This window comes from Halorubrum ruber (assembly GCF_018228765.1).
GTDB lineage: Archaea > Halobacteriota > Halobacteria > Halobacteriales > Haloferacaceae > Halorubrum > Halorubrum ruber.
In genome coordinates, this window is the sequence record NZ_CP073695.1 from 2,674,857 (window position 1) to 2,694,698 (window position 19,842).

The 19,842-nt window shown below is 68.8% G+C and carries 19 protein-coding genes; 8 read left to right on the forward strand and 11 right to left on the reverse strand.

The window, feature by feature from the left end:
- Positions 1-5: 5 nt before the first annotated feature.
- Positions 6-596, reverse strand: coding sequence for an AsnC family transcriptional regulator (locus J7656_RS13225; RefSeq protein WP_211553531.1), 591 nt, complete (start codon positions 594-596; stop codon positions 6-8).
- 127 nt (positions 597-723) lie between these two features.
- Here J7656_RS13225 and J7656_RS13230 point away from each other — a divergent pair, with 127 nt between their 5' ends.
- Together J7656_RS13230 and J7656_RS13235 are read left to right on the forward strand one after the other, a co-directional pair.
- Positions 724-918 (forward strand): heavy-metal-associated domain-containing protein, encoded by a 195-nt coding sequence (locus J7656_RS13230; protein ID WP_017342438.1) that lies wholly within the window; start codon positions 724-726, stop codon positions 916-918.
- A gap of 43 nt (positions 919-961) precedes the next feature.
- Positions 962-1,852 carry an NAD-dependent epimerase/dehydratase family protein gene (locus J7656_RS13235; protein ID WP_211553533.1) on the forward strand — a complete coding sequence of 297 codons (891 nt, stop codon included), beginning with the start codon at positions 962-964 and terminating at the stop codon, positions 1,850-1,852.
- A 33-nt stretch (positions 1,853-1,885) separates the two neighbouring features.
- Here J7656_RS13235 and J7656_RS13240 read toward each other — a convergent pair whose 3' ends face one another.
- From J7656_RS13240 to J7656_RS13255, 4 genes are all read right to left on the reverse strand, one after another.
- Positions 1,886-3,220: a DUF5305 domain-containing protein gene (locus tag J7656_RS13240; RefSeq protein ID WP_017342436.1), complete on the reverse strand. Its 1,335-nt coding sequence runs from the start codon at positions 3,218-3,220 to the stop codon at positions 1,886-1,888.
- 3 nt (positions 3,221-3,223) lie between these two features.
- The gene (locus J7656_RS13245; RefSeq protein ID WP_017342435.1) at positions 3,224-4,387 is read right to left on the reverse strand and encodes a signal peptidase I; all 1,164 of its coding nucleotides are present in this window, start codon (positions 4,385-4,387) and stop codon (positions 3,224-3,226) included.
- A 203-nt stretch (positions 4,388-4,590) separates the two neighbouring features.
- Positions 4,591-5,526: a hypothetical protein gene (locus J7656_RS13250; RefSeq protein ID WP_211553535.1), complete on the reverse strand. Its 936-nt coding sequence runs from the start codon at positions 5,524-5,526 to the stop codon at positions 4,591-4,593.
- Between the two features lie 97 nt (positions 5,527-5,623).
- Positions 5,624-7,177 (reverse strand): CARDB domain-containing protein, encoded by a 1,554-nt coding sequence (locus tag J7656_RS13255; protein WP_211553537.1) that lies wholly within the window; start codon positions 7,175-7,177, stop codon positions 5,624-5,626.
- A gap of 321 nt (positions 7,178-7,498) precedes the next feature.
- On the opposite strand from J7656_RS13255, the gene J7656_RS13260 reads away from it, so the two are divergent.
- From J7656_RS13260 to J7656_RS13270, 3 genes are all read left to right on the forward strand, one after another.
- Positions 7,499-8,086, forward strand: a complete 588-nt coding sequence (locus J7656_RS13260) for a DUF7344 domain-containing protein (protein WP_159357728.1) — start codon at positions 7,499-7,501, stop codon at positions 8,084-8,086.
- A gap of 200 nt (positions 8,087-8,286) precedes the next feature.
- Positions 8,287-9,090 carry a hypothetical protein gene (locus J7656_RS13265; RefSeq protein ID WP_211553539.1) on the forward strand — a complete coding sequence of 268 codons (804 nt, stop codon included), beginning with the start codon at positions 8,287-8,289 and terminating at the stop codon, positions 9,088-9,090.
- A gap of 346 nt (positions 9,091-9,436) precedes the next feature.
- Positions 9,437-10,006, forward strand: coding sequence for a DUF1102 domain-containing protein (locus tag J7656_RS13270; RefSeq protein WP_211553540.1), 570 nt, complete (start codon positions 9,437-9,439; stop codon positions 10,004-10,006).
- Positions 10,007-10,394: 388 nt separating this feature from the next.
- On the opposite strand, the gene J7656_RS13275 is transcribed toward J7656_RS13270, so the two are convergent.
- The 3 genes from J7656_RS13275 to J7656_RS13285 all read right to left on the reverse strand — a co-directional run bounded on the left by J7656_RS13275 (position 10,395) and on the right by J7656_RS13285 (position 13,071).
- Complete coding sequence (locus tag J7656_RS13275) at positions 10,395-10,673, reverse strand: DUF8150 family protein (protein ID WP_211553541.1); 279 nt, start codon at positions 10,671-10,673, stop codon at positions 10,395-10,397.
- Positions 10,651-11,253, reverse strand: coding sequence for a hypothetical protein (locus J7656_RS13280; RefSeq protein ID WP_211553542.1), 603 nt, complete (start codon positions 11,251-11,253; stop codon positions 10,651-10,653). The genes J7656_RS13275 and J7656_RS13280 overlap by 23 nt, the downstream gene beginning before the upstream one ends.
- A gap of 105 nt (positions 11,254-11,358) precedes the next feature.
- Positions 11,359-13,071 carry an L-lactate permease gene (locus J7656_RS13285; RefSeq protein ID WP_211553543.1) on the reverse strand — a complete coding sequence of 571 codons (1,713 nt, stop codon included), beginning with the start codon at positions 13,069-13,071 and terminating at the stop codon, positions 11,359-11,361.
- 211 nt (positions 13,072-13,282) lie between these two features.
- Here J7656_RS13285 and J7656_RS13290 point away from each other — a divergent pair, with 211 nt between their 5' ends.
- Positions 13,283-13,432 (forward strand): DUF7550 family protein, encoded by a 150-nt coding sequence (locus J7656_RS13290; RefSeq protein WP_004595158.1) that lies wholly within the window; start codon positions 13,283-13,285, stop codon positions 13,430-13,432.
- 634 nt (positions 13,433-14,066) lie between these two features.
- Here the strand turns inward: J7656_RS13290 and J7656_RS13295 are convergent.
- Complete coding sequence (locus J7656_RS13295; protein ID WP_017342425.1) at positions 14,067-15,254, reverse strand: ABC transporter ATP-binding protein; 1,188 nt, start codon at positions 15,252-15,254, stop codon at positions 14,067-14,069.
- Positions 15,255-15,414: 160 nt separating this feature from the next.
- Complete coding sequence (gene purL, locus J7656_RS13300) at positions 15,415-17,688, reverse strand: phosphoribosylformylglycinamidine synthase subunit PurL (RefSeq protein WP_211553544.1); 2,274 nt, start codon at positions 17,686-17,688, stop codon at positions 15,415-15,417.
- Positions 17,689-18,047: 359 nt separating this feature from the next.
- Here purL and J7656_RS13305 point away from each other — a divergent pair, with 359 nt between their 5' ends.
- Positions 18,048-18,293: a hypothetical protein gene (locus J7656_RS13305; protein WP_249191464.1), complete on the forward strand. Its 246-nt coding sequence runs from the start codon at positions 18,048-18,050 to the stop codon at positions 18,291-18,293.
- Here the strand turns inward: J7656_RS13305 and J7656_RS13310 are convergent.
- Positions 18,281-18,658 carry a hypothetical protein gene (locus J7656_RS13310; protein WP_211553545.1) on the reverse strand — a complete coding sequence of 126 codons (378 nt, stop codon included), beginning with the start codon at positions 18,656-18,658 and terminating at the stop codon, positions 18,281-18,283. The genes J7656_RS13305 and J7656_RS13310 overlap by 13 nt on opposite strands.
- Before the next feature lie 119 nt (positions 18,659-18,777).
- On the opposite strand from J7656_RS13310, the gene J7656_RS13315 reads away from it, so the two are divergent.
- Positions 18,778-19,827: an MBL fold metallo-hydrolase gene (locus tag J7656_RS13315; protein ID WP_211553547.1), complete on the forward strand. Its 1,050-nt coding sequence runs from the start codon at positions 18,778-18,780 to the stop codon at positions 19,825-19,827.
- Positions 19,828-19,842: the final 15 nt, after the last annotated feature.

Genomic DNA, 19,842 nt, shown 5'->3' on the forward strand with positions numbered 1-19,842 from the left:
CCCGACTACGCCCCCTCCTCGATCCGGTCGTACCGCTCCTCGAAGTTCTCCCGGCAGGAGCCGCAACAGAAGTGGTACAGCGTCCCGTCGATCCGGGCCGACTCCCCCTCGGCGGTGACCGTGTTGCCGCACTCGACGCAGTCGACCGCGAGGTCCGCGTCCCCGACCGCGGGCGACCACTCGTGGGCGTCGAGCGGGCGCACCGACAGCTCGGTTACGCTCTCTAACCCGACCGCCTCGTCGACGAGGTCGCGGGCGGTCCCCTCCTCGACGCGCGCGGCGACCGTCACCTCGCCGTCCGCGGTGAGGAACGCGTGCTCGACGCGCTCGTGGGCCGCGACCGCCTCGTGGACGCGCTCGGCGTCCGCGGGGTCGACGGCGAGCGTCGCGAGGACCCGCAGCCCGTCGGAGAGCGCGTCGCCGTCGATCTGGAGCGTGAACCCCTCGATCACGCCCACCTCGCGGAGCCGGTCCACGCGGTCGGACACCGCGGGCGCCGACAGGTCCACCCGCTCGGCGATATCGCTGTACGGCCGCCGCGCGTCGGCCAGCAGCAGCCGGATGATCTCTCGGTCCGTCTCGTCGAGCGTGCGCATGACCGGGCGTTCGACCGGCGCGGGCAAAAGCAGTCCGGCGATCGAAGGACGCGAAAACGATCCCGAGAACCGGTCGCCCACGGGGGCGACGGAAAGGCAGTTGTGCCCGCGGCGCAAACCGGCGCGCATGACGACGATAGACGTCGACGGCATGTCGTGTACTGGCTGCGAGGACAACGTGACCGACGCGCTCGGCGAGCTGCCGGGCGTCGAGTCCGCGAGCGCCGACCACGAGGCGGGCACCGCGACCGTCGAGGGCGACGTCGACGTCGACGCGGTCGTGGCCGCCATCGAGGAGGCCGGCTACGAAGCGTCCGCGTAAGCGAATCGCTGCCCCTTTTCCGCCCGAGCGCGCTCGCGGGGACATGGACACGGTACTGATCACCGGAAGCGCCGGCGGCGTCGGCGCGTGGACCGTCGACGCGCTCTCCGACGCGGGCCGCGAGGTGGTCGCCGTCGACCGCGAAACGCCGCCGACGGACGACCGCCGAGACGACGTCGACTACGTGGCGGCGGACCTCACCGACTACGGCGAGACGCGCCAGGTGGTCGACGCCGCCGCGCCCGACGCGGTCGTCCACCTCGCCGCGATCCCGCACCCAGAGGACCACGCCGGCTCGCGGGTGTTCGCGAACAACGTCGAGAGCGCGTACAACGTCTTCGACGCGGCCGGCGCCGCTGGCGCCCGCATCGTTTGGGCGTCGAGCGAGAGCCTCTACGGCACCGTCTTCGCCGAAGACGACTGGCTCCCCGACAGCCTCCCGATCGACGAGGAGACGCCGACCGAACCCGAGGACCCGTACGGGCTCTCGAAGGTCGTCGGCGAGGAGGTCGCGGCCGCCGCCGCCCGCCGGCACGGCGTCCCCGCAGTCTCGCTGCGCCTCTCGTGGGTCACGCTCCCGGGCGACGAGCGGCGCCGCGAGGCCCGGGAGACGTTCGACCCCGCGACCGCGGAGCCGAGCGGCAACTGCTGGTCCTCCGTCGACGTGCGCGATGTCGTCTCCGCGATCGAGGCCGCGATCGACCCCGAGACCGAGGTCGACGGCCACGAGGCGGTGCTGATCGTCTCTGCGGAGAATTTCCTCGGCCGCGACACCGCCGCGACGATCGAGGCGGTTCACGGCGACCGCCCCGCCGACTGCGACCTCGACGGCGACGAGTCCGTCTTCGACTGCTCGAAGGCGAAGCGGCTGCTCGGGTGGGAGCCGGCACACTCGTGGCGCGACGAGGTCGAAACGGACGGCGAGAGCGACTAAAGTAGGGGTCGAGGTCGCGGTCGCGACCGGGGGTCAGACCTCCTCGTCCCGTTCGTCCGAGTCCTCCGCGTCGGCGTCGGTCGGACGTGAGTCCGTGTCCCAGACGTCCCCTTCGTTCGGTACGTCGACATCGGGGGCGTCGAGGTCGGCGGCGTCGACCCCGCGGTCCGGCGAGTCGCCGTCCTCGGCGGGAGCCGAGGGGCTCGCGGCCGAGTCCGGACTCGCCGCCGCCGTCGGGCCGGGGTCCGCGTCGGTGACCGCATCGGCGTCGGCGGGGCCCTCTCCGTCCCCCTCGACCGCCGGCGCGGGCGGGCGGTAGGTGTAGACGAACTCGCCGGAGACGGCGTGGAACGCGCCGGTCTCGGGGTCCTCCACGACGCCGGTGTCGTTGTCGATCGCGAAGTCGACGAGGTCCCGCAGCGACCCCGCTTCGGCGGTCGGCCGCTCGTGGACCGACGCCGGGAGCCGGAACGTCGTGATCCACTCGGCGAACTCCGAGCGGTCGTCGCGGTAGGAGAGGTACTCCCGCTCCGCGTCGGTGAGCGCGAGGTCGTACTCCCGCGTCGCGTACCCGATCCCGCCGGCGCCGACGAGGCCGACGAGCAGGAGGAGCGGCCCGCCGAACGAGCGGAGCACGCCGTACTCCCGCTCCACGGTCATCTGCTCGGTCCGCTCAGTCGTGTCGGACTGGACGCCGGGCTCGTCGACGGAGTACGTGTCGCCGCCGTGGGTGATCGTCATGTCGAGCGTCTGCGTCGACGCCGTCGGGACGCCGCCGATCGACCCGTCGACGGCCACGTCGGTCGTGACGAACGTCTCCGTCTCGCCGGGCGAGGCGCCGAGCTCCTCCTCGATCGACGCCACCCGCCCGTCTATCGCGGTGCTGTTGAGCGCGAACGAGGCGTTCACCGTCTCGCCGGGCGAGACGCCGGAGACGGTCTCCGACGCGAGCGGCTCCGTCTCGCGCCAGTAGACGGTCCCCTCCTCGCCGACGTTGCGGATCACGAGCGTGGAGCCGACCTCGACGGTGACGTTCTCGGCGGTCGACGCCGCGTAGCTCGTCGCCACGTCCACGTCGAGCTCCGGCGCGATCCGCGTGAAGTACGTGTCGCGCCCGTCGAGCTCCGTGCCGGTCTCGAAGACGGCGTTCGGCTCCGTCACCGTCGCGCTGTGGCGGTACTCGCTCTCGACGGTGAGAGACGAAACCGTCCGGCTCTCCGTCTCCGTGCCGGGGTCGACGTGCGTCGTGTACGCGAGCCCCGCCCCGACCGCGACGAGGAGGAGACAGACGACGAGGATCGCGGTGGACTGTGCGTTCAGGACGGCGCGGAGCCGGAGTCGACGTTCGTTGGGAGCGTCTTCGGACATGTGTTACCTGTAGAACTCGCGGAGGAGTCGCTTGTAGAGCGGGGGGCGCTCCCGGGAGCCGCGCGACCGGATCCGGGCGGGCTCGCCGCGCAACAGCAGCAGCCCGATCGAGACGATTCCGCCGCCGAGCAGGCCGTTTATCGCGACGAGCGGCGCCCACGGGTGGACCCCGTACAGCTCGTCGACGATGCCGGGCGGCAGCACGGCGAGGTAGCGGTGTTCGACGACGAACAGGCGGTAGTACCCCGTCTCGTCGGGCGCCGACAGCGTCACCGTCGTCGACGCCTCGCCGCGACTGCCGACCGAGAGCCGCTGCGGGTCGACGTCGACACCCGGGCTCGCCGGCGTGACGTACGCGTACACGGGGACCAGCCCGGCGTTGGGGACGACGTACTCGAGCTCCTGGCTCGTGCCGCTCTCGATGACGGTCGGGTTCTCCGACTCGAACTCGGCGCTCACGACGCCGTACTCCTGTGTCCCGGCGGGGACGACCATCGCGGCCGTCGCGGTGGCCATCAACACGAGCGCCAGCACGCCGAGGATCGCGAACACAGAGGTGCCATCGTCGCGCGACCGGTCCCGGGAGTCGCGGTCGCGCGTGCCGGCGTTGAGGTACCAGTCGACCGCGTAGGCGACGACCGACAGCCCGAAGACGATGTACGCGAGCCCCTGCGTCCCCTGGAACGAGCGGACGCCGAACGTCACCGCGAGCCACGTCTGGACGGACTGGAGCGCGGACTGGAACCCCATCGCGACGGTGCCCAAGTGCGGTATCACGACGACGCCGCCGCCGACCTGAAGCGCCTTCGCGACGATGTCGGCGTCTTGGACGATCGGTTCACCCCCGTCCTGGTCGGTGAAGGGGTTGTTGTCGCCGCGGGTGACGTACCCGCGCTCGGTCTCCTCGACGACGCGGTGGGTCGTCAGGCCGCCGCCCTGGATCTCTTGGGCGTCGAACGTCACGACGTCTCCCGGGCCGATCCCGCCCGCGATCTGCGCGGGGATCGCCACGAACCCGTCGCCGGGGGAGAGCGTCGGCTGCATGCTCCCGGTCTCGACGTAGCTGAGGAGTATCGGCTGTCCGAGGAACTGGCCGACGACGAGCGAGACGACGACCAGCACCGCGGCCGCCTGAAGGGCCACGGACAGCGTTCGTTTGATGGACATGGTGTCGGTCTCTGGTCGGGGGCAGTCTCGGATCGAAGGCGGTCTCGGCGCAGCGGCGATCTCGGGGCGCCGGCGATCTCGGGGCGGCTCCCGCCGCGAAGCGGTTCCTGTCGTCAGAGCGTCAGGTAGCCGTCGATCGCTGAACGGCGGCGTGTCCTAATAAGTTCGTGGGTGGAGGCGAGTCCGGACGGTTGCGGACGGCCTTATTCGTCGAAGACGCCGCCCGCAAGCAGCGCGAACGGGCCGATGAAGCCCAGACAGAACCCGAGCAGGTGGACGTAGAGGTTCACGACGCTGTCGGCGCCCGCGGGGTCGGACGGGAACCCGACGACGGGGTAGCCGACGGCGACCGCCGCACCGACGGCGAGTAGGTCACCGTAGCCGGGGCGCGAGGCGATCGACTTCGCGTGCGCCCGGAGCGACCGCGGGAGCCGCACCCCGCTGCTGGCCGCGTACAGCAGCGCGAGGAGCGCGCCCGCGACGCCGATCGACAGCCCCGCCAGCCCGATTCCCTCCGTCGAGACGGGCAGCGCGAGGAGCGCGATCCACCCGACGAGCGCGAAGAAGACCGCCGGTAGCGCGGCGACGGAGGCCCCGGGCGCGAACTGCTCGCGGGCGTAGTAGTACCACACGATGGGAAGCAGGCCGGCCAGCGCCATGTTGACCCCGGAGAAGCCGAAGCCGATCGCGTTCCGCGGGACCGCGAGGTTCAGCGCGGACAGCGCGAAGGGGAAGGCTGCGAGGTAGGTGACGAACGCCGTGAAGAAGAGGCGCCGGCGCCCGCTCAGGACCGCGAGCGCGTAGTCGGTCCCGGCGAGCAGCCCGTACCCGGCGAGGTTCCCGAGCAGGTGGTCGGCGCCGAGGTGGACGTAGTGCGCCGTGAACGCCGACAGCAGCGTGGGGTCGGTGTACGCGAACGCGAGCGACCGGCGGGTCACTCGGGGGAGCGCGAACACGGCGACGAGGACTGTCGGCGGGAGGCAGAGCGCGACGAGGTCGATGAGGCGAGTGCGGGCGGACAGCTCGTCGAGGAACGCCGCGTACCCCGACCGACCGCGCGCGTCGCGGTCGCGGACGGCACCGTCGCTCCCGTCTCTGCCCGGGGCCGAACGGTCAGTCTCCGACGAGAGGTCGCTCACGGGAATCACTTCCGCGACGCTCGGTTAATCTCTGTGGTCCCGGGATCCAACGGCGATACCCGTCGACCGGCGTCCGCGCCACCGACGCGAGCGGGTGTCACGACCGCGGCATCCGCCGCACGAGCGCGACGCTCGCCAAGGCGATGACGAGGAACACGGCGAGTCCGACGAGGTTCGACGGGCCGATCCCGCTCGGCTCCTCGGTGGGCGGATCGGACGCGTCGCCGTCGGGCGCCGCCGTGCCGCCGTCGTCCGTTCCTCCCTCGACAGACGCGGTGTCGTCCTCGTCGCCGTCACCGGCCGGGTCGCCGACCGCGAGCGTCCCCGCCGAGGCGTCGTCGACCGCGATGTCGTACTCGCCGGGGTCGTCGAACGCCGGTTCGAACGCGACGGCCGCGCTCTCTCCGGGGTCGAGTTCGACCCGCTGCGTCGCGAGCGGCTCGCCGTCCGCGGTGAGCGTCACGTCGCGCGCGCCGTCGTCGCGCCCCTCGTTCGCGACCGTTGCGCGGACGACGGCCGACTCGCCGGCGTCGACGGCCTCGCGGTCGAGCGAGGCGTCGGTCGCGCGGATGCGGGCCCGGTCGGTCGCCACGGCGAACACCGAGAACTCGTCGGTCGACGCCGTGACGTGGACCCGGTCCTCGGGCAGGTCGAGCAGGCGGCGGACGGCCGGGTCGACGCGCTCCGTCTCCAGCCGTTCCCAGCCGCCGGGCGCCGACTCGGACCGGCGGTACAGCGAGATGTCGTCGGGGTCGCCGCCCGTCTCGTTGAGGTAGTCGCGGTCGACGCTCATAGAGAACCGGACGCGAGACACCTCATCGCCGGCGAACGAGTGGTCGAACTCGAAGTAGCCGTTCGGCGCCGCGCCCCGGGTGTCGTTCAGCGGCCCCGCCGACGGGAACGGGTCCGGTCGCCCGACCGTCTCGAAGTTGACGTCGCGGCCGTTCTCGCTCGTGATCCGCACGCGGTCGAGGGTGACGTCGCCACCTGCGATCTCCATCGCGCCCGCGTCGAACGTGACGCCGTCGCCCGGAGAGAGCTCGCGGCCCTCGAACTCTCGGCGGTCGGGCTCGGGGCGACGAACGGTCGTCGCGGCGCCGCCGTCGGCGTCCTCCTCCTCGCCGTCCGCGTTCGACGACATCGACTCCGGTTCCGCGACCTCGGCGCGGATGTCGAAGTCGTCCCCGCCCAGCTGCGTGCCGGCGACGGCGCCGCGCGCGTCCACTTCGAGCCCGATCGCGACCGTCTCGTCGGGACCGAGCGTGACATTGTTCGCCTCGCCCTCGATCGACTCGCCGTCGGCGACGAAGGTGACGTTCTCCTCGGGGTGTTCGATCCACACGCGGGCGTACTCGTCGGCGCTGTAGGTGATCGTGAACACGCCCTCGGCCGAGGCGAGGGTTCCCGGGTTGACCCCCTCGAAGTCGCTCGGGAGCTTCGGGTTCGACCCCGAGACGTCGACGACGATCTCGTCGTCGTCGTTCAGGTACGCGTAGGCGCCGTTGGGGCCGTCCACGGGGTGAACGGCGAGGCGCTCCTCCGCGAACGTGTCCCCCGGCCCGTCGACCACCGCTGCCCCCGTCGCGAAGGCGAGGCCTCCCGCGGCGGCGACGAGGACAGCGAGGAGGAGGGTCCGGCGGACGGTGGACATGTATATCGGGTCGACCCTTGCGGCCGGAAGCCCTTGGTTATGCGGTGCTTGAAGTTCCGAAGGGGTTCGTCAACGTGTCCGAGAGCCGCGCGGGACCGCGGAGTCACCGCCCCAAAAAGTGATTCGGAATGTGATAATTTCATATATCGAATCGCGATCAAATAGGTTGTTCGTCAGTTGAGATGCCGAAGGAATCACTCAAACCCCGCAGAACAGGCGTATCAGGCCCATTCGCGGAGACGATCGTGAACGCAAATAAACGTTGTCGAGTTATCACAACCTGTGGTTTTATGTTGGTGTGTTCATATTTGTCTGACGTAAATGGCGTCGGCACAGCAGATCGAGACGGGAGGGGCAGAGCCGGCGGCGGAGATCTCCGAAGACGATCTGTTCGACGTTCTGGCCAACCAGCGGCGGCGGTTCGCGGTACACCTGCTGAAACGCGAGCCGGACGACGCGGTCGAGATCGGCGAGATGGCGGAGCAGATCGCGGCCTGGGAGAACGGGATCGACACCGCCGAGATATCGAGCAGCGAGCGGAAGCGAGTGTACACGGCGCTCCAGCAGTCGCACCTGCCGAAGATGGACGACGCGGGGGTCGTGGAGTTCAACAAGGCGCGCGGTGTCGTCGAGCCGACGCCGGCGCTGACGGACGTGGACGTCTACCTCGACGTCGTGGAGGGCCGAGAGATACCGTGGAGCGAGTACTACCTCGGGCTCTCCGGCGTCGCCGCCGCGCTCGTCTCGGCGGTGTGGATCGGGGTGTGGCCGTTCACGCTCCTCCCCGAGATGGCGTGGACGCTGGCTATCGTCGTCGCGTTCGCGTTCTCGGCGCTGGCGCACAAGTACTACACCGCGGAGATGGAGGTCGGCCGCGGCGAGGAGCCGCCCGAAGTGGGCGGCGAGTGAGCGACCGGGGATCGGATCGGAGCGCGGGCGGACAGGGAGTCGGGGTCGGCGGCGAGAACGGGGTTCAGGCCGATGTCACTGAGGTTCAGGCCGATGTCACGGGCGTTCAAGCCGAGCGATACCCGCTTCCGATGGCTCATAACCTTAAGTGCGCGACACGTGTTGTCACCCAGTAAGCGAGTGTCGGACCCACGCACACCATGAAACGACGCAACCTCATCCTCCTGCTCGGCGGCGGCGGATCGGCGGCGCTGAGCACCGGGACCGGCGCGTTCAGCAGCATGGAGGCTGAGCGGGGCGTGGAAGTGAACGTCGTCGACGACGATGTGGCGTACGTGGGGTACAGCGAGTCGGACAAAACGATCCCGTCGGACCTGAAAAACGACGGGGCTCTTCACCTGGTCACGATCACGAACCGTTTCTCGGAGAAAATTCGTATCACGGATGTCTCGATCGACGACGACGACACGGGAGTGGTAGCGGACGTGTCGTACGACCCCGTAATCGAGACCGGGCACGCAGAGGACATCGTCGGTCACGTCGAGGGACTCGCACCTGACGACAGCGTCGATGTCGAGATTACGGTGACCGTCGAGGGCACGGGAGTCACGGCGCAGCTGTTCGGCGATACGGAGACGCGACGGTTCACGATCGAACGGAGCGACCAGGATGTCGTTCCCGTCGACAGGGAAGTGGAGTACTTCGGCAACGGTAACGCGGAGATCCTCCGAGACAACGAGAACCTGAGCGTCGATGTCTACCTCTTCGACAAGAATCCGGGCCAAGGCGACGAGATTGTGACGAAGAACGTGAAGATTGACACAGATAAGAACCTTAGAGGCCAGTTGTCCGGAGCCGGTGGTGACCGGATCATCGGCGTCACTCTCAACGGCACCACCTACGTCCATCCGCAGTGGAACTCAGGGACCTGTAGCTTCGAAAAGCCGAACAACGGTGGCTTCGGTGTACCCTCTGATAGCGCCCCTAGTTGCGGCTCCGAGTAGCTGACAGCTTTTGCGGTTCGGAGGTGTCTGTTCTATCGGAGCGAATTCAGCCGGTACCGAGCAGCGAGTAGTAATATAGTCTATTTCACACATGGGTTCTGAGATCACGAGCGTCGAACTGGTTTTGGGGCCAGATTTGGACTCGAAGGGGCGGCATGAATCGTGTTCAGGCGGTCTCATCTGCGTTTCAGACTCGAACGGAAAGGCATCTGTCGCCTACGGAAGATCTTCTGCTGACTCATAACGATATGGGATACACTCCATGGGTGTAGTAGAGCGACCCGGGGTGACACGGGATGTCTCGTGTCCCCGGCGGGTCGTGTGCGGTAACAGAGGTAGACAACCCATGGAACGACGCAAATTTGTGGTCGGGCTGGGCGCATTGGCAACTGGAAGCGCGGCGGCGACGGGAACGGGCGCGTTCTCACAGGCAAGCGCATCACGTGGTGTGAGCGTTTCAGTCGTCTCGGACAATAGTGCGTTCGCGACGCTGCTTGCGAATGATTCAGGCCTAGAGAACTCGGAGTACGCCGAACAGCAGAACGGTAAACTCGAGTTACGGTTTAATGAGAATGCGGATGTAAACAGTGGTGGCTTCCTTTCCGATGGGACGGGCCTCAGCACTGACTCGGAGTACTTCTTTGACAACGTGTTCGGATACGGCTCGCGGATCGGCGACAGTGTGACGGCCGAGATCGACTGGAGTGGACTCGATAACCCAGAACACTTCGTATTCTACGATATACCCCAGCAGGGTCGACCAACTGAGGTCAACCCTGACGGGGACTACACTGAGGGATTCCCCGGTACCGGTAGCGGCTCGTACGTCGGAGTCGGAGTTGGTATAGATACGACCGGAGCCGACCTTGGAAGCGAATGGGAGACCGGAACGGTTGAAATCACGTTCGAGAACTAAAATCCTACGAGCCGGACCCGGACACGCGCGTGACCGCTCTGATGTAGGAGTTCGGGGACCGCGAGGTCGGTATCGGCGCGACCGTCACCCTAATCGGACTGGTGACTTTTTTGAAGATTATTAACAGAGAACCACCGACAGCGATACGTCTCGGTATACTGCGAGGCTGTCGGCACCCCAAAACCCAGACCCGTCCCGAGCATCGAGTCGTTGGAGTCGTTTGAGTAACGACTATTACGGCTCGTGAGAGAGGCCTCGGTATGGTATCGCCCCTCCCGCTATCAGAGCAACAAAAGGAACGAATGCGGCGCGGCCGAGTCAGTTCCGGGGTCGCGACCGACGAAGCGGACATCGACGAGATGCTCTACGGCTGAGTTCGGGCGTCGATCTACTCCTCGCTGTTATTTTTCTCGTCGGTCTCACCTTCGGCCCGCAACGTCTCGTCCGCGAACTCCCGGATTCGCTTCTTCTCCTCGGCGCTCACGTCGACCGCCTGCGCGCTCTCGATCTGGCCGTTCACGACCGCGTTCTGCTGCGGGCCCCACACCTCCGGCGGCTGCGCGTTGATGTACTCGGCCCACCGGATCACCTGCTCGTAGCGGGGCGGTCGCTCGGGACTGTCGTCACTTCCGGCCGAGCCCTCTTCAGGCGTTCGTGAGTCGCTCATAGCGGTCCTCGACGTCGAGTCGTTCGACCCACGTTTCGAGCCGGTCGCGGGAAAGCGTTGCTCCGAAGACGGTGTAGAGGTGTGCGGCGTCTTCGAGATCGGTGCGACCGCCGAGCGAGAGCTTGTACGCGATCTGGAGTTCGGGCGGCCCGATGGGGACCGTCTCGCCGCCGACGTGCGCGTCGATCGCGTTCGCAAGCGAGGCGCGGTCGAACTCGTCGTTCGGGAACTTCACTTCGAGATGTGGCGTCATTTCGCCGTCCGGCGCGACCCAGATGTTCGTCCCGCTGGCGAGGTTCTCGTACGTATTCGAGAGCGGCATCGCCGGTCCCCAGTACCCCTCGCGCTCCAGTTCGGCGACGAGGTCGTCGATCCGTTCCGATGAGCAGCGCTCGATGAACACGTCGACGTCTTCGGTCGAACGCGACCGCCCAGCAAGGATGGCCACGTAGCCCGCGACGAAGACGTGGCCGATGTCGAGTCGCGAGAGCACTTGAGAGAACTCGAGCGCGAGCTCGTCGAGGCGATTGGGCTCGCGGTCGACGACGAGTCCGCGATCGGTGAGGTCGACGCCGCCCATACGCGGTCGTTGATTCGGCCCCGGTTAAATCTCCGCTTCGATCTGAAAGCTCTCAGAGTCCGAGCTTGAAACGAAACGTCCGGCCCCGAACCGACCCGTGCCGGGTCAGAACAGCCCGGGGACGAGGACGTAGCTCAGGAGCATCCCGAACAGCCCGGCGAACAGCGCGAACAGGGCCATCGGGACGATCGCCTTGCGGAGCAGGTCGCCCTCGCGGCCGGTGATTCCGACGACGCCGCAGATGGCGGCGACGTTCAGCACGGAGACCATGTTACCGAGGCCGCCGCCGACGTTCTGGAGGCTGACGACGATCGTCCGCGAGAGCCCGACCGTCTCGGCGGCGTTGTACTGGAGCACGCTGAAGAGGATGTTCGAGGAGGTGTTGCTCCCGGTCATGAAGGAGCCGATGGCGCCGATCCACGGCGAGATCATCGGGAGCAGGCCGCCCGCGCCGATCGCGAGCGCGCGGCTGAGCGCCTCCATCATGCCGAGGAGGCCCGCGGTGTTCGTCTGCGACTGGATCATCACCTGCGTCATCGACACGGCGATGATCAGCGTGAGCGCGGCGGGCGCGACCTGCTCGACCGACCGCCGCCACGCCGCCCCCATCTCGTCGAGGTCCATCTTGTGGATGAGGCCCGTGAGGACGGCGATGGGGATGAACGGCATCGTTCCGGGGAGGTAGAGGTACTGGAGCGTGTAGCCGAGCTCCGTGCCGAGGATCGAGTCGATGCCGACGGTGAAGCTCTGGATCCACGCCAGCACCCCGGTCCCGGCGACGGTGAGGTCGGGCCACCGGGTGACCAGCAGGGCGAGCGCGACGAGCAGGTACGGCGTCCACGCCAGCAGCACCGACATCTCCTTATTCGGCTGGTCGCGGGAGATCTCGTCGAGGTCGAGCCCCCCGAGCCAGGTGTCGCTCCACTGGGAGTCGCTCGGGAAGTCCCACTCGCGGTCGGGGACGAGGATGTTGTTGTTCGCGAGCAGGAGCCCGACGCCGAGGACGACGAACCCGGCCGCGATGTCGGGGAGCGCGGGGCCGACGAACCACGCTATCACCAGCTGCGTTCCGCCGGTGACGACGCCGAGCAGGAGCGCGAACGGGGCGATCGGGAGCGTGTCGCGGACGGCGCCGCCGAGGCTCCGGCCCCCGTCGGCGTCGCCGAACCAGTACGTGAGGAAGAACACGCCGAGCAGGCCCCAGAACACGTACGTCACCCCCGTGACGACGCCGGACCACGCGGAGACCATCGAGAGGAACTCGCCGACGCTCACCGAGCCCGACAGCGCCGGTTCGATGACCGCGCCGGTCCCGCCGATGACCGGCGTTCCGGCCGCGCCGAACGGCGGGTTCGGCGCGTTGAAGAAGAGGCCGAACACCGCGGCGGCCAGCGGCGGGAAGCCGAGGCCGATGAACAGCGGCGCGGCGAGCGCGCCCGGCGTCCCGAACCCGGCCGCGCCCTCGATGATGGTCATGAAGCCGAGCCCGATGAGCAGCACCTGAATGCGCCTGTCCTCCTCGATCTGCCCGAAGTACCACCGGATGGTGGCGATGGCGCCGCTCCCCTCGAGGTAGTTCATCAGGAGGATGGCACCGAAGACGATGAGGATGATGTCGACCGCCTGGAACGCGCCGTAGACGGCCGACGCGATCAGCCAGTCGAGCTCCATGCGCCAGTACGTGAGTCCGATTCCGCCCGCGAGCAGCCACCCGACTCCCATCGCGCGGGCGGCGGACCACCTGAGTCCGGCGAGCAGGACGAACGCGACGGCAATCGGAACCACGCCGACAAACGCCAGGGTGAGGACACTTGTCATAGGTATCTTCTTTGGGCGTACGTTTCCGTCCTACAACTGGCTATATGTAATTTTCTTTTTGACTGAGATTATCCACGGCGATCGGGACACCGGAACGCGGTGTGCCGCGTGATCAGTGACAAGTCAATTCGGCGCTTCAACGCCGCGGCGAGGAGCGTCACCTCCGCCGGGTACAGGTGGGCTTATGTGTCCCCCGACCGGATCCGCGATTATGGACGACCACTCGCACGAGCCCGACCCGGACAAGCGCGTGACCGCACCGATGCAGGAGTTCGGCAGCCGCGAGGTCGGTATCGGCGCGGCCGTCACGCTCGTCGGCCTGCTGATCGCGTACGCGGTTCCGTTCCTCGCGACGTTCTGAGCCGCCGCTCGGCGACTTTTGAATCGGACGGCGCCATTGAGATACCCAGCAGCTGGTAAATTTCCTCATCAGTACAGAGGTAGCGGCGAGCGATAGCGGGAGTGAGTATCGCAGATCGCCGGCCGCGATGTCGTATTTAAATAACCGTGAGCGGCGGCGACGAGTGCTTATAAAAAAGGGGTGCGGTGGCGCGTGCCGACGAGCGCCCGGAGGGCGGGAGTCGCACGCGCGAGGGACGCCGCGAACGCCCGCAGGGCGTGAGCGGCGAGGTTGGGGAGGCGTGAGGTGCGGTCGCTGTGTGGGGCGGGACTCAAAGGGGCAGCCGTGAGGGCGTCGTAGGCGACGTAAGCACCGCAGGAACGAGCGAAGCGAGTGACGAGGAGCGCAGCGAGCGTACGACGCCCTCACGGCTGGGGCTTTGGAGACACTCGCCGCGGTGGCGTCAGTCACTTATAAACAGCCGACAGCAACACCGCTATCCGCGTTATAAATGGCCTCACTCACGACGTACTACACCTACTCCCGCACTCGATCAAGAAGCACCGTTCAGCGAACAGCTGGTTCAGACGGTAATATGTCTGAAAAATAGGTGACAACCGAGCCAATCGTGCCCGACATCCCTACCGCGACGCGCTTACCGGGGGTACCAAGCGAGCGGGTGGTCCGCGGTGAGTTCCAAGGAGACCGGCTCGTCGAGGTCGAACTCCTCGACGTGGTTGTGGAGGCAGTGGACCGCCTCGCCGGAGTCGAGTTCGACCCGGTAGACGAAGGAAGGGCCGACGTACTGCCGCGAGGTGACGACGCCGTCGGCGAGCTCGGGGCTCGCGGGCGTCGCGCGGAGGTCGTCGGGCCGGACGAGCACGTCGACGGGCGCCCCGTCGTAGACGGTGTCGTACCCCTCCAGCGTCACGGCGTCGAAGCGCCCGATGCCGGTGTCGACCTTCCCGTCGCGGAGCTCGCCTTCGAGGAACGAGGCCCGCCCGAGGAAGGAGGCGACGAATTTCGACTCGGGGCGCTCGAAGACGGACTCGGGGCGGCCCACCTGTTCGATTTTCCCGTCGTTCATCACGGCGACGCGGTCGGAGATGGAGAGCGCCTCCTCCTGGTCGTGGGTGACCGAGACCGCGGTGACGCCGGCCGCCTTCAGGATGCGGCGCACCTCCTCGCGCATCTCCACGCGGAGGCGCACGTCGAGGTTCGAGAACGGCTCGTCGAGGAGGAGCACCTCGGGCTCGGGCGCCAGCGAACGAGCGAGCGCGACGCGCTGTTTCTGCCCGCCGGAGAGCTGGTCGGGCGTCTTCTCGCCGTGGTCGGTCATCTCGACCAGCTCCAGCAGCTCGTCGACGCGGGCCTCGCTTTCCTCCGCGTCGGCGTCGCCGAGCCCGAACGCGATGTTCTCGCGGACGGTGAGGTGGGGGAATAAGGCGAAGTTCTGGAAGACGATGCCCACGTCGCGCCGCTCCGGCGGGACGAACGACCCGTCGCCGGCGACCACCTCGTCGCCGAGCGCGATCTCCCCTTCCGTGGGCTCTTCGAGGCCCGCGATGGTGCGCAGCGTCGTCGTCTTGCCGCACCCGGAGGGGCCGAGGAACGTCAGCAGTTCGCCGGAGCGAACGTCGAGCGAGACGTCGTCGACGGCGGTCTCGGGCCCGAACGCCTTCGTGACGTCCGACAGCGACAGGACGGGGTCCGCGCCGGCGCTCGACTCGTCGTCGGAGGCGGCGCTCGCCCGGTGTTCGACCGCCGAGTCCTCCGAGCCCTCGGCCGTCGCGTCGTCCGACTCGGCCGAGCGCGTCGTGCCGACTGGTTCCGTGGATGCCATCGATGGGGGGCGGGCGCCGGGCGGACCGGCGTCCCGCGGTTGCCACCTCATACTTTAGGAGTACCTAAAAGCGTATCGCTCGCTCTCGCGGCATCGAAATCGGGAGATCGTGGGCGGCCGGCGTGTGCGGCTCGCCGCTCGCCCACCGCGTCGCGCCGGTTCAGGCGAGTTCGCGTTCGATCACGTCGCGGCGGTCGCGGACCGCATCGGCCGAGAGCGCGACCGACTCGTCGCCGACGGTGAGCGAGAGTGCCCCGTCCGTCGTCACGTCGCCGAGGCGGAAGACGGGGAGGTCGCCGACCGCGGCCGCGACCGCCTCGGGATCGGTCGTCTGGACGAGCAGGCGTCCGGGCGTCTCGTCGAAGGCCGCGACGCGGTCCGGAAGGGTCGTGTCGACGCCGGCGTCGTCGGTGATCAGCTCGGCGAGCGCGACCGCGAGCCCCCCCTCGCTCACGTCGTGGGCCGCGAGCGTCGACTCGTGGCGGGCGGCCGCCGCGAGCGACGCGACGAGGCCGCCGAGGTCGTCGGCGGCGCCGGACTCGTCGGGCAGCGTCGGGAACCGGTCGCTCCCGCCGGCGTGCGCGAGGTACTCGGAGCCGCCGAGCGCGTCGCCCCCGGCGCCGACGAGCAGCAGTTCGGAGTCGGCCGCGCGGTCGGCGTCGAGCGCGGCGGGCGGCGCGTCGTACCCCCGCGTCGTGCCCAGCACCGCGAGCGTCGGCGTCGGCGGGATCGGCCCCTCGACGCTGTCGTTGTACAGCGAGACGTTGCCGCCGACGACGGGCGTGTCGAGCGCGGCGCAGGCGTCCGCGAGGCCGTCGACGATCCCCTCGAAGGCGCCGTACACGTCCGGCTTCTCCGGGTTGCCGCCGTTGAGGCAGTCGACCGCGGCGAGCGGGACCGCGCCGGTCGCGGCGAGGTTCGTCGCGTTCTCCACGGCGACCGCGCGGGCGCCTTCGTACGGCGCGACCGCGGTCCACTTCGGGTTCGCACCGGAGGCGAGCGCGAGGCCGACGCCGTCGGCGGAGTCGTCGCTACCGGCGTCGTCCGCTCCGCCGCCGTCTTCCGGCTCCGTCTCTCGGATCGCCAGCAGCGCGGCGTCGTCGCCTGGCTTCACGGCCGTGCGCGTCCCGACCTCGTGGTCGTACTGGCGGTACACCCAGCGCTTGCTCGCGGTCGAGGGGGCCGAGAGGACGGCCGCGACCGCCTCGTCGAGCGGGGGCTCGTCGTCGGGCAGATCCCTGTCGGGCTCGCTCGGCGGCTCGCTCGCGAGGTCGTTCATCGGCGCGCCGTCGGCGAGGAACTCGGCGGGCGCGTCGACGACGACCTCGCGGTCGGCCGGGTCGGCGTCCGCGTCGCCCGCGAACTCGCAGACGTAGTTCCCGTCGGTCACCTCGCCGATGACGGAGCAGCCGAGGTCGAACCGCTCGGCGAGGGCGGCGACGCGGTCGACGTCGTCCGGATCGACCTCGTAGCACATCCGCTCCTGGCTCTCGGCGAGCAGGATCTCCATCGCGTTCATGTTCGGCTCGCGCTGGTGGACCCGGTCGAGGTCGATCCGCGCGCCGAGTCCGCCCTTCGCGACGAGCTCGGAGGAGGCGCCGCCGAGGCCGGCCGCGCCGAGGTCACGGGCGGAGAGCACGAGGTCCTCGTCCACGAGCGCCTCGTTACACTCGATCAGCCGCTTCTCGGCGTAGGGGTCGCCGACCTGAACCGCCGGGCGGTCCTCGGTCTCTGCGTCCTCCGCGAGGTCCTCGCTCGCGAAGGAGGCGCCGCCGAGCCCGTCTCGGCCGGTGCCGTTGCCGACGAGGACCAGCTTGTTGCCCGGCTCCTGTGCGGTCGCCGTGACGAGTCGGTCCTCGTTCGTGACACCGACGCAGGCGACGTTGACCAGGGGGTTGCCCTCGTAGCCGCCGTGGAAGGCGACGCTGCCGCCGACCGTGGGAACGCCGATACAGTTGCCGTAGTGGGAGATGCCCTCGACGACGCCCTCGAAGAGGTAGCGGGAGCGCTCGCGGTCGAAGCCGCCGAAGTACAGCGAGTCGAGGAGGCCGATCGGGTACGCGCCCATGCTCATCGTGTCGCGGACGATGCCGCCGACGCCCGTCGCTGCGCCGTCGAACGGGTCGACGAAGGAGGGGTGGTTGTGGCTCTCGACGCCGAACGTGACGTAGGTGTCGCCGTAGTCGTCGGCGTCGCGCTCGGCCGCGGGGGCGTCGGCCGCGTCGGGCTCGGGCAGCGCGAGGACCGCGGCGTCGTCGCCGGGGCCGACCACGACCTGGTCGCCCTCGCTGTCGAACGCCGACAGCAGGGGCCGCGAGGAGCGGTACGCGCAGTGCTCGCTCCAGAGGTTCTCGAACAGCGCGGCCTCGGCCGCCGTCGGCTCCCGACCGAGCTCCGCGGTCACGAGCTCGTGGTCCGCATCGGACAGACTCATTCACTTACGTGGTTACCGAGCCGGTTCTAATGCTTTTCTATACGCACGTTCGTGTTCATCAACGCGACCGCAACGCCGACGGGACGCGAGAGCGACCCGCGGTGTTGTGCGGTGGCGCGTGCCTGCGAGGCCGCCCCGCGGCCGAGCAGCACGCGCGAGGGACGCGGCGAACGCGAGCGGCGTAGCCGCGAAGCGTGAGCCGCGAGGCTGGGGAGGCGTGAGGCGCCGTGCGGAGCGGTGCGGGGTGGGACTCAAAGGGGCAGCCGTGAGGGCGTCGTAGGCGACGTAAGTAGCGTGGCGCTACGCGCCACGAAAAGCCGGCGGCGGAGCCGCCGGCGACACCGCAGGGAGCGAACGGAGTGAGCGACCGAGGAGCACAGCGAGCGTACGACGCCCTCACGGCTGGGGCTTTGGAGGAATTCGCCGCCGATCCGCTAGCAGTCATTTATAAACGAGCGGCTGGGTATTTGGCGGTGTTCGCCGCCAATCCACTGACAGTCATTTATAAACAGGCGGCTGGGGCTTTAGAGGAGTTCGCCGCCGATCCGTTAGCAGTCATTTATAAACGAACGCCTCGCGCCTCTGCGAGCATTTATAAGAGATAGGTCACCGCAACGAACACGACGACCGTTCCGGCGACGCCGAGCGCCATCGCCTTCGCGTTGAGCCGGACCGCCTTCTTCCGGTCGGCTGCGAGCGCCGCCTCGTTTTGAATCTCGTTCGCCCCGTCGCCCACGTCGAACACCCCCATCCCGGCGAAGCCGATACAGAAGCGCTCGCGGTACTGCAACGCCCCCATCGCCGCGCCGTACAACGGGACCACCGAGGCGATCAGCGCCCACCGCGGCCACGCGAGCGCGACGACCGCCGCGACGTAGACCGCCGCGACCAGCAGCGACCCGACGCCGAGGAGAAGCCGCCGTCGCTGTTGGGTCGGTCCGATGTTACACACGCCCGGTTGGTACTCCATACCCGCGGTGAGGGACGCGCGAGTAAAAGCCCTCCCGACGGCGGAACTGAGAGACCGGTCGCGCCGGTCCACCTCGCCGCGGTGGTAACCCTCAAAAGGGTTCCCGACGACCGTGTCGTGTGAAACGGATCCAGCTCGGCAACACCGTCTTCGAGGGCGCGAACGACGTCTACCTGCTCGACGGCGAGGCGACCGCGCTCGTCGACACCGGCGTGGCGCTCCCGGACGTGCGCGAGGAGTTGGTCGACGGCCTCGCCGAGTACGGTCGCTCGTTCGCCGACATCGACGCGGTCGTGCTCACTCACTGGCACCCGGACCACGCGGGGCTCGCCGGCGAGATTCAGGCCGAAGGCGGCGCCGACGTGTACGTCCACGAGGCCGACGCCGCACTCGTCGACGGGACGGAGACGCCGCTGTTCGCCGACCGCGACCTCCAGCGCGAGACGTTCGAGCGGTGGGGGATGCCCGACGCCGACCGGGAGCGCCTGACCGATTTCTTCGCCGCGGTCAGCACGGACCTCTCCGGCGAGCCCGCGGACGTGACGACGTTCGAAGACGGCGACGCGATCGAGGCCGGCGGCGTCGAGCTCGAAGCCCTCCACCTGCCGGGCCACACCGCCGGTCTCACCGGATTCGCGTTCGACCCCCGAACCGTCCCCGATCACGACCCCGTCGCCGGCGCGGACGCGACGGAAGAGGCCTTCACCGGCGACGCGCTGCTCCCGAAGTACACCCCCAACGTCGGCGGCGCGGACGTGCGCGTCGAGGGCGCGCTCGCCGCCTACGCCGAGAGCCTCGCGCGGATCGTCGCCCGCGACTTCGACGCGGCCCATCCCGGCCACCGGTGGCGGATCGACGAGCCGAGCCGGCGCGCGGCGACGATTCTCGACCACCACCGCCACCGGACCCGGCGAGTGATCGAGGTCCTCGCCGACCGAGAAGCCGCCACCGCGTGGGAGGTGTCGGCCGCGCTGTTCGGCTCGCTGGAGGATATCCACGTCCTCCACGGCCCCGGCGAGGCGTTCTCGCACCTCGACCACCTCGCGGACGCCGGCGTCGTCGAGCCCGACGGGACCGCGTACCGCCTCGTCGACCCCGACCCCGACGTCGACGCGCTGTTCCCGACGACGCCCCTCGACGACCTCGTGGACGGGAGCGACGACGCGTAGGGGAGCGGTCCGAGC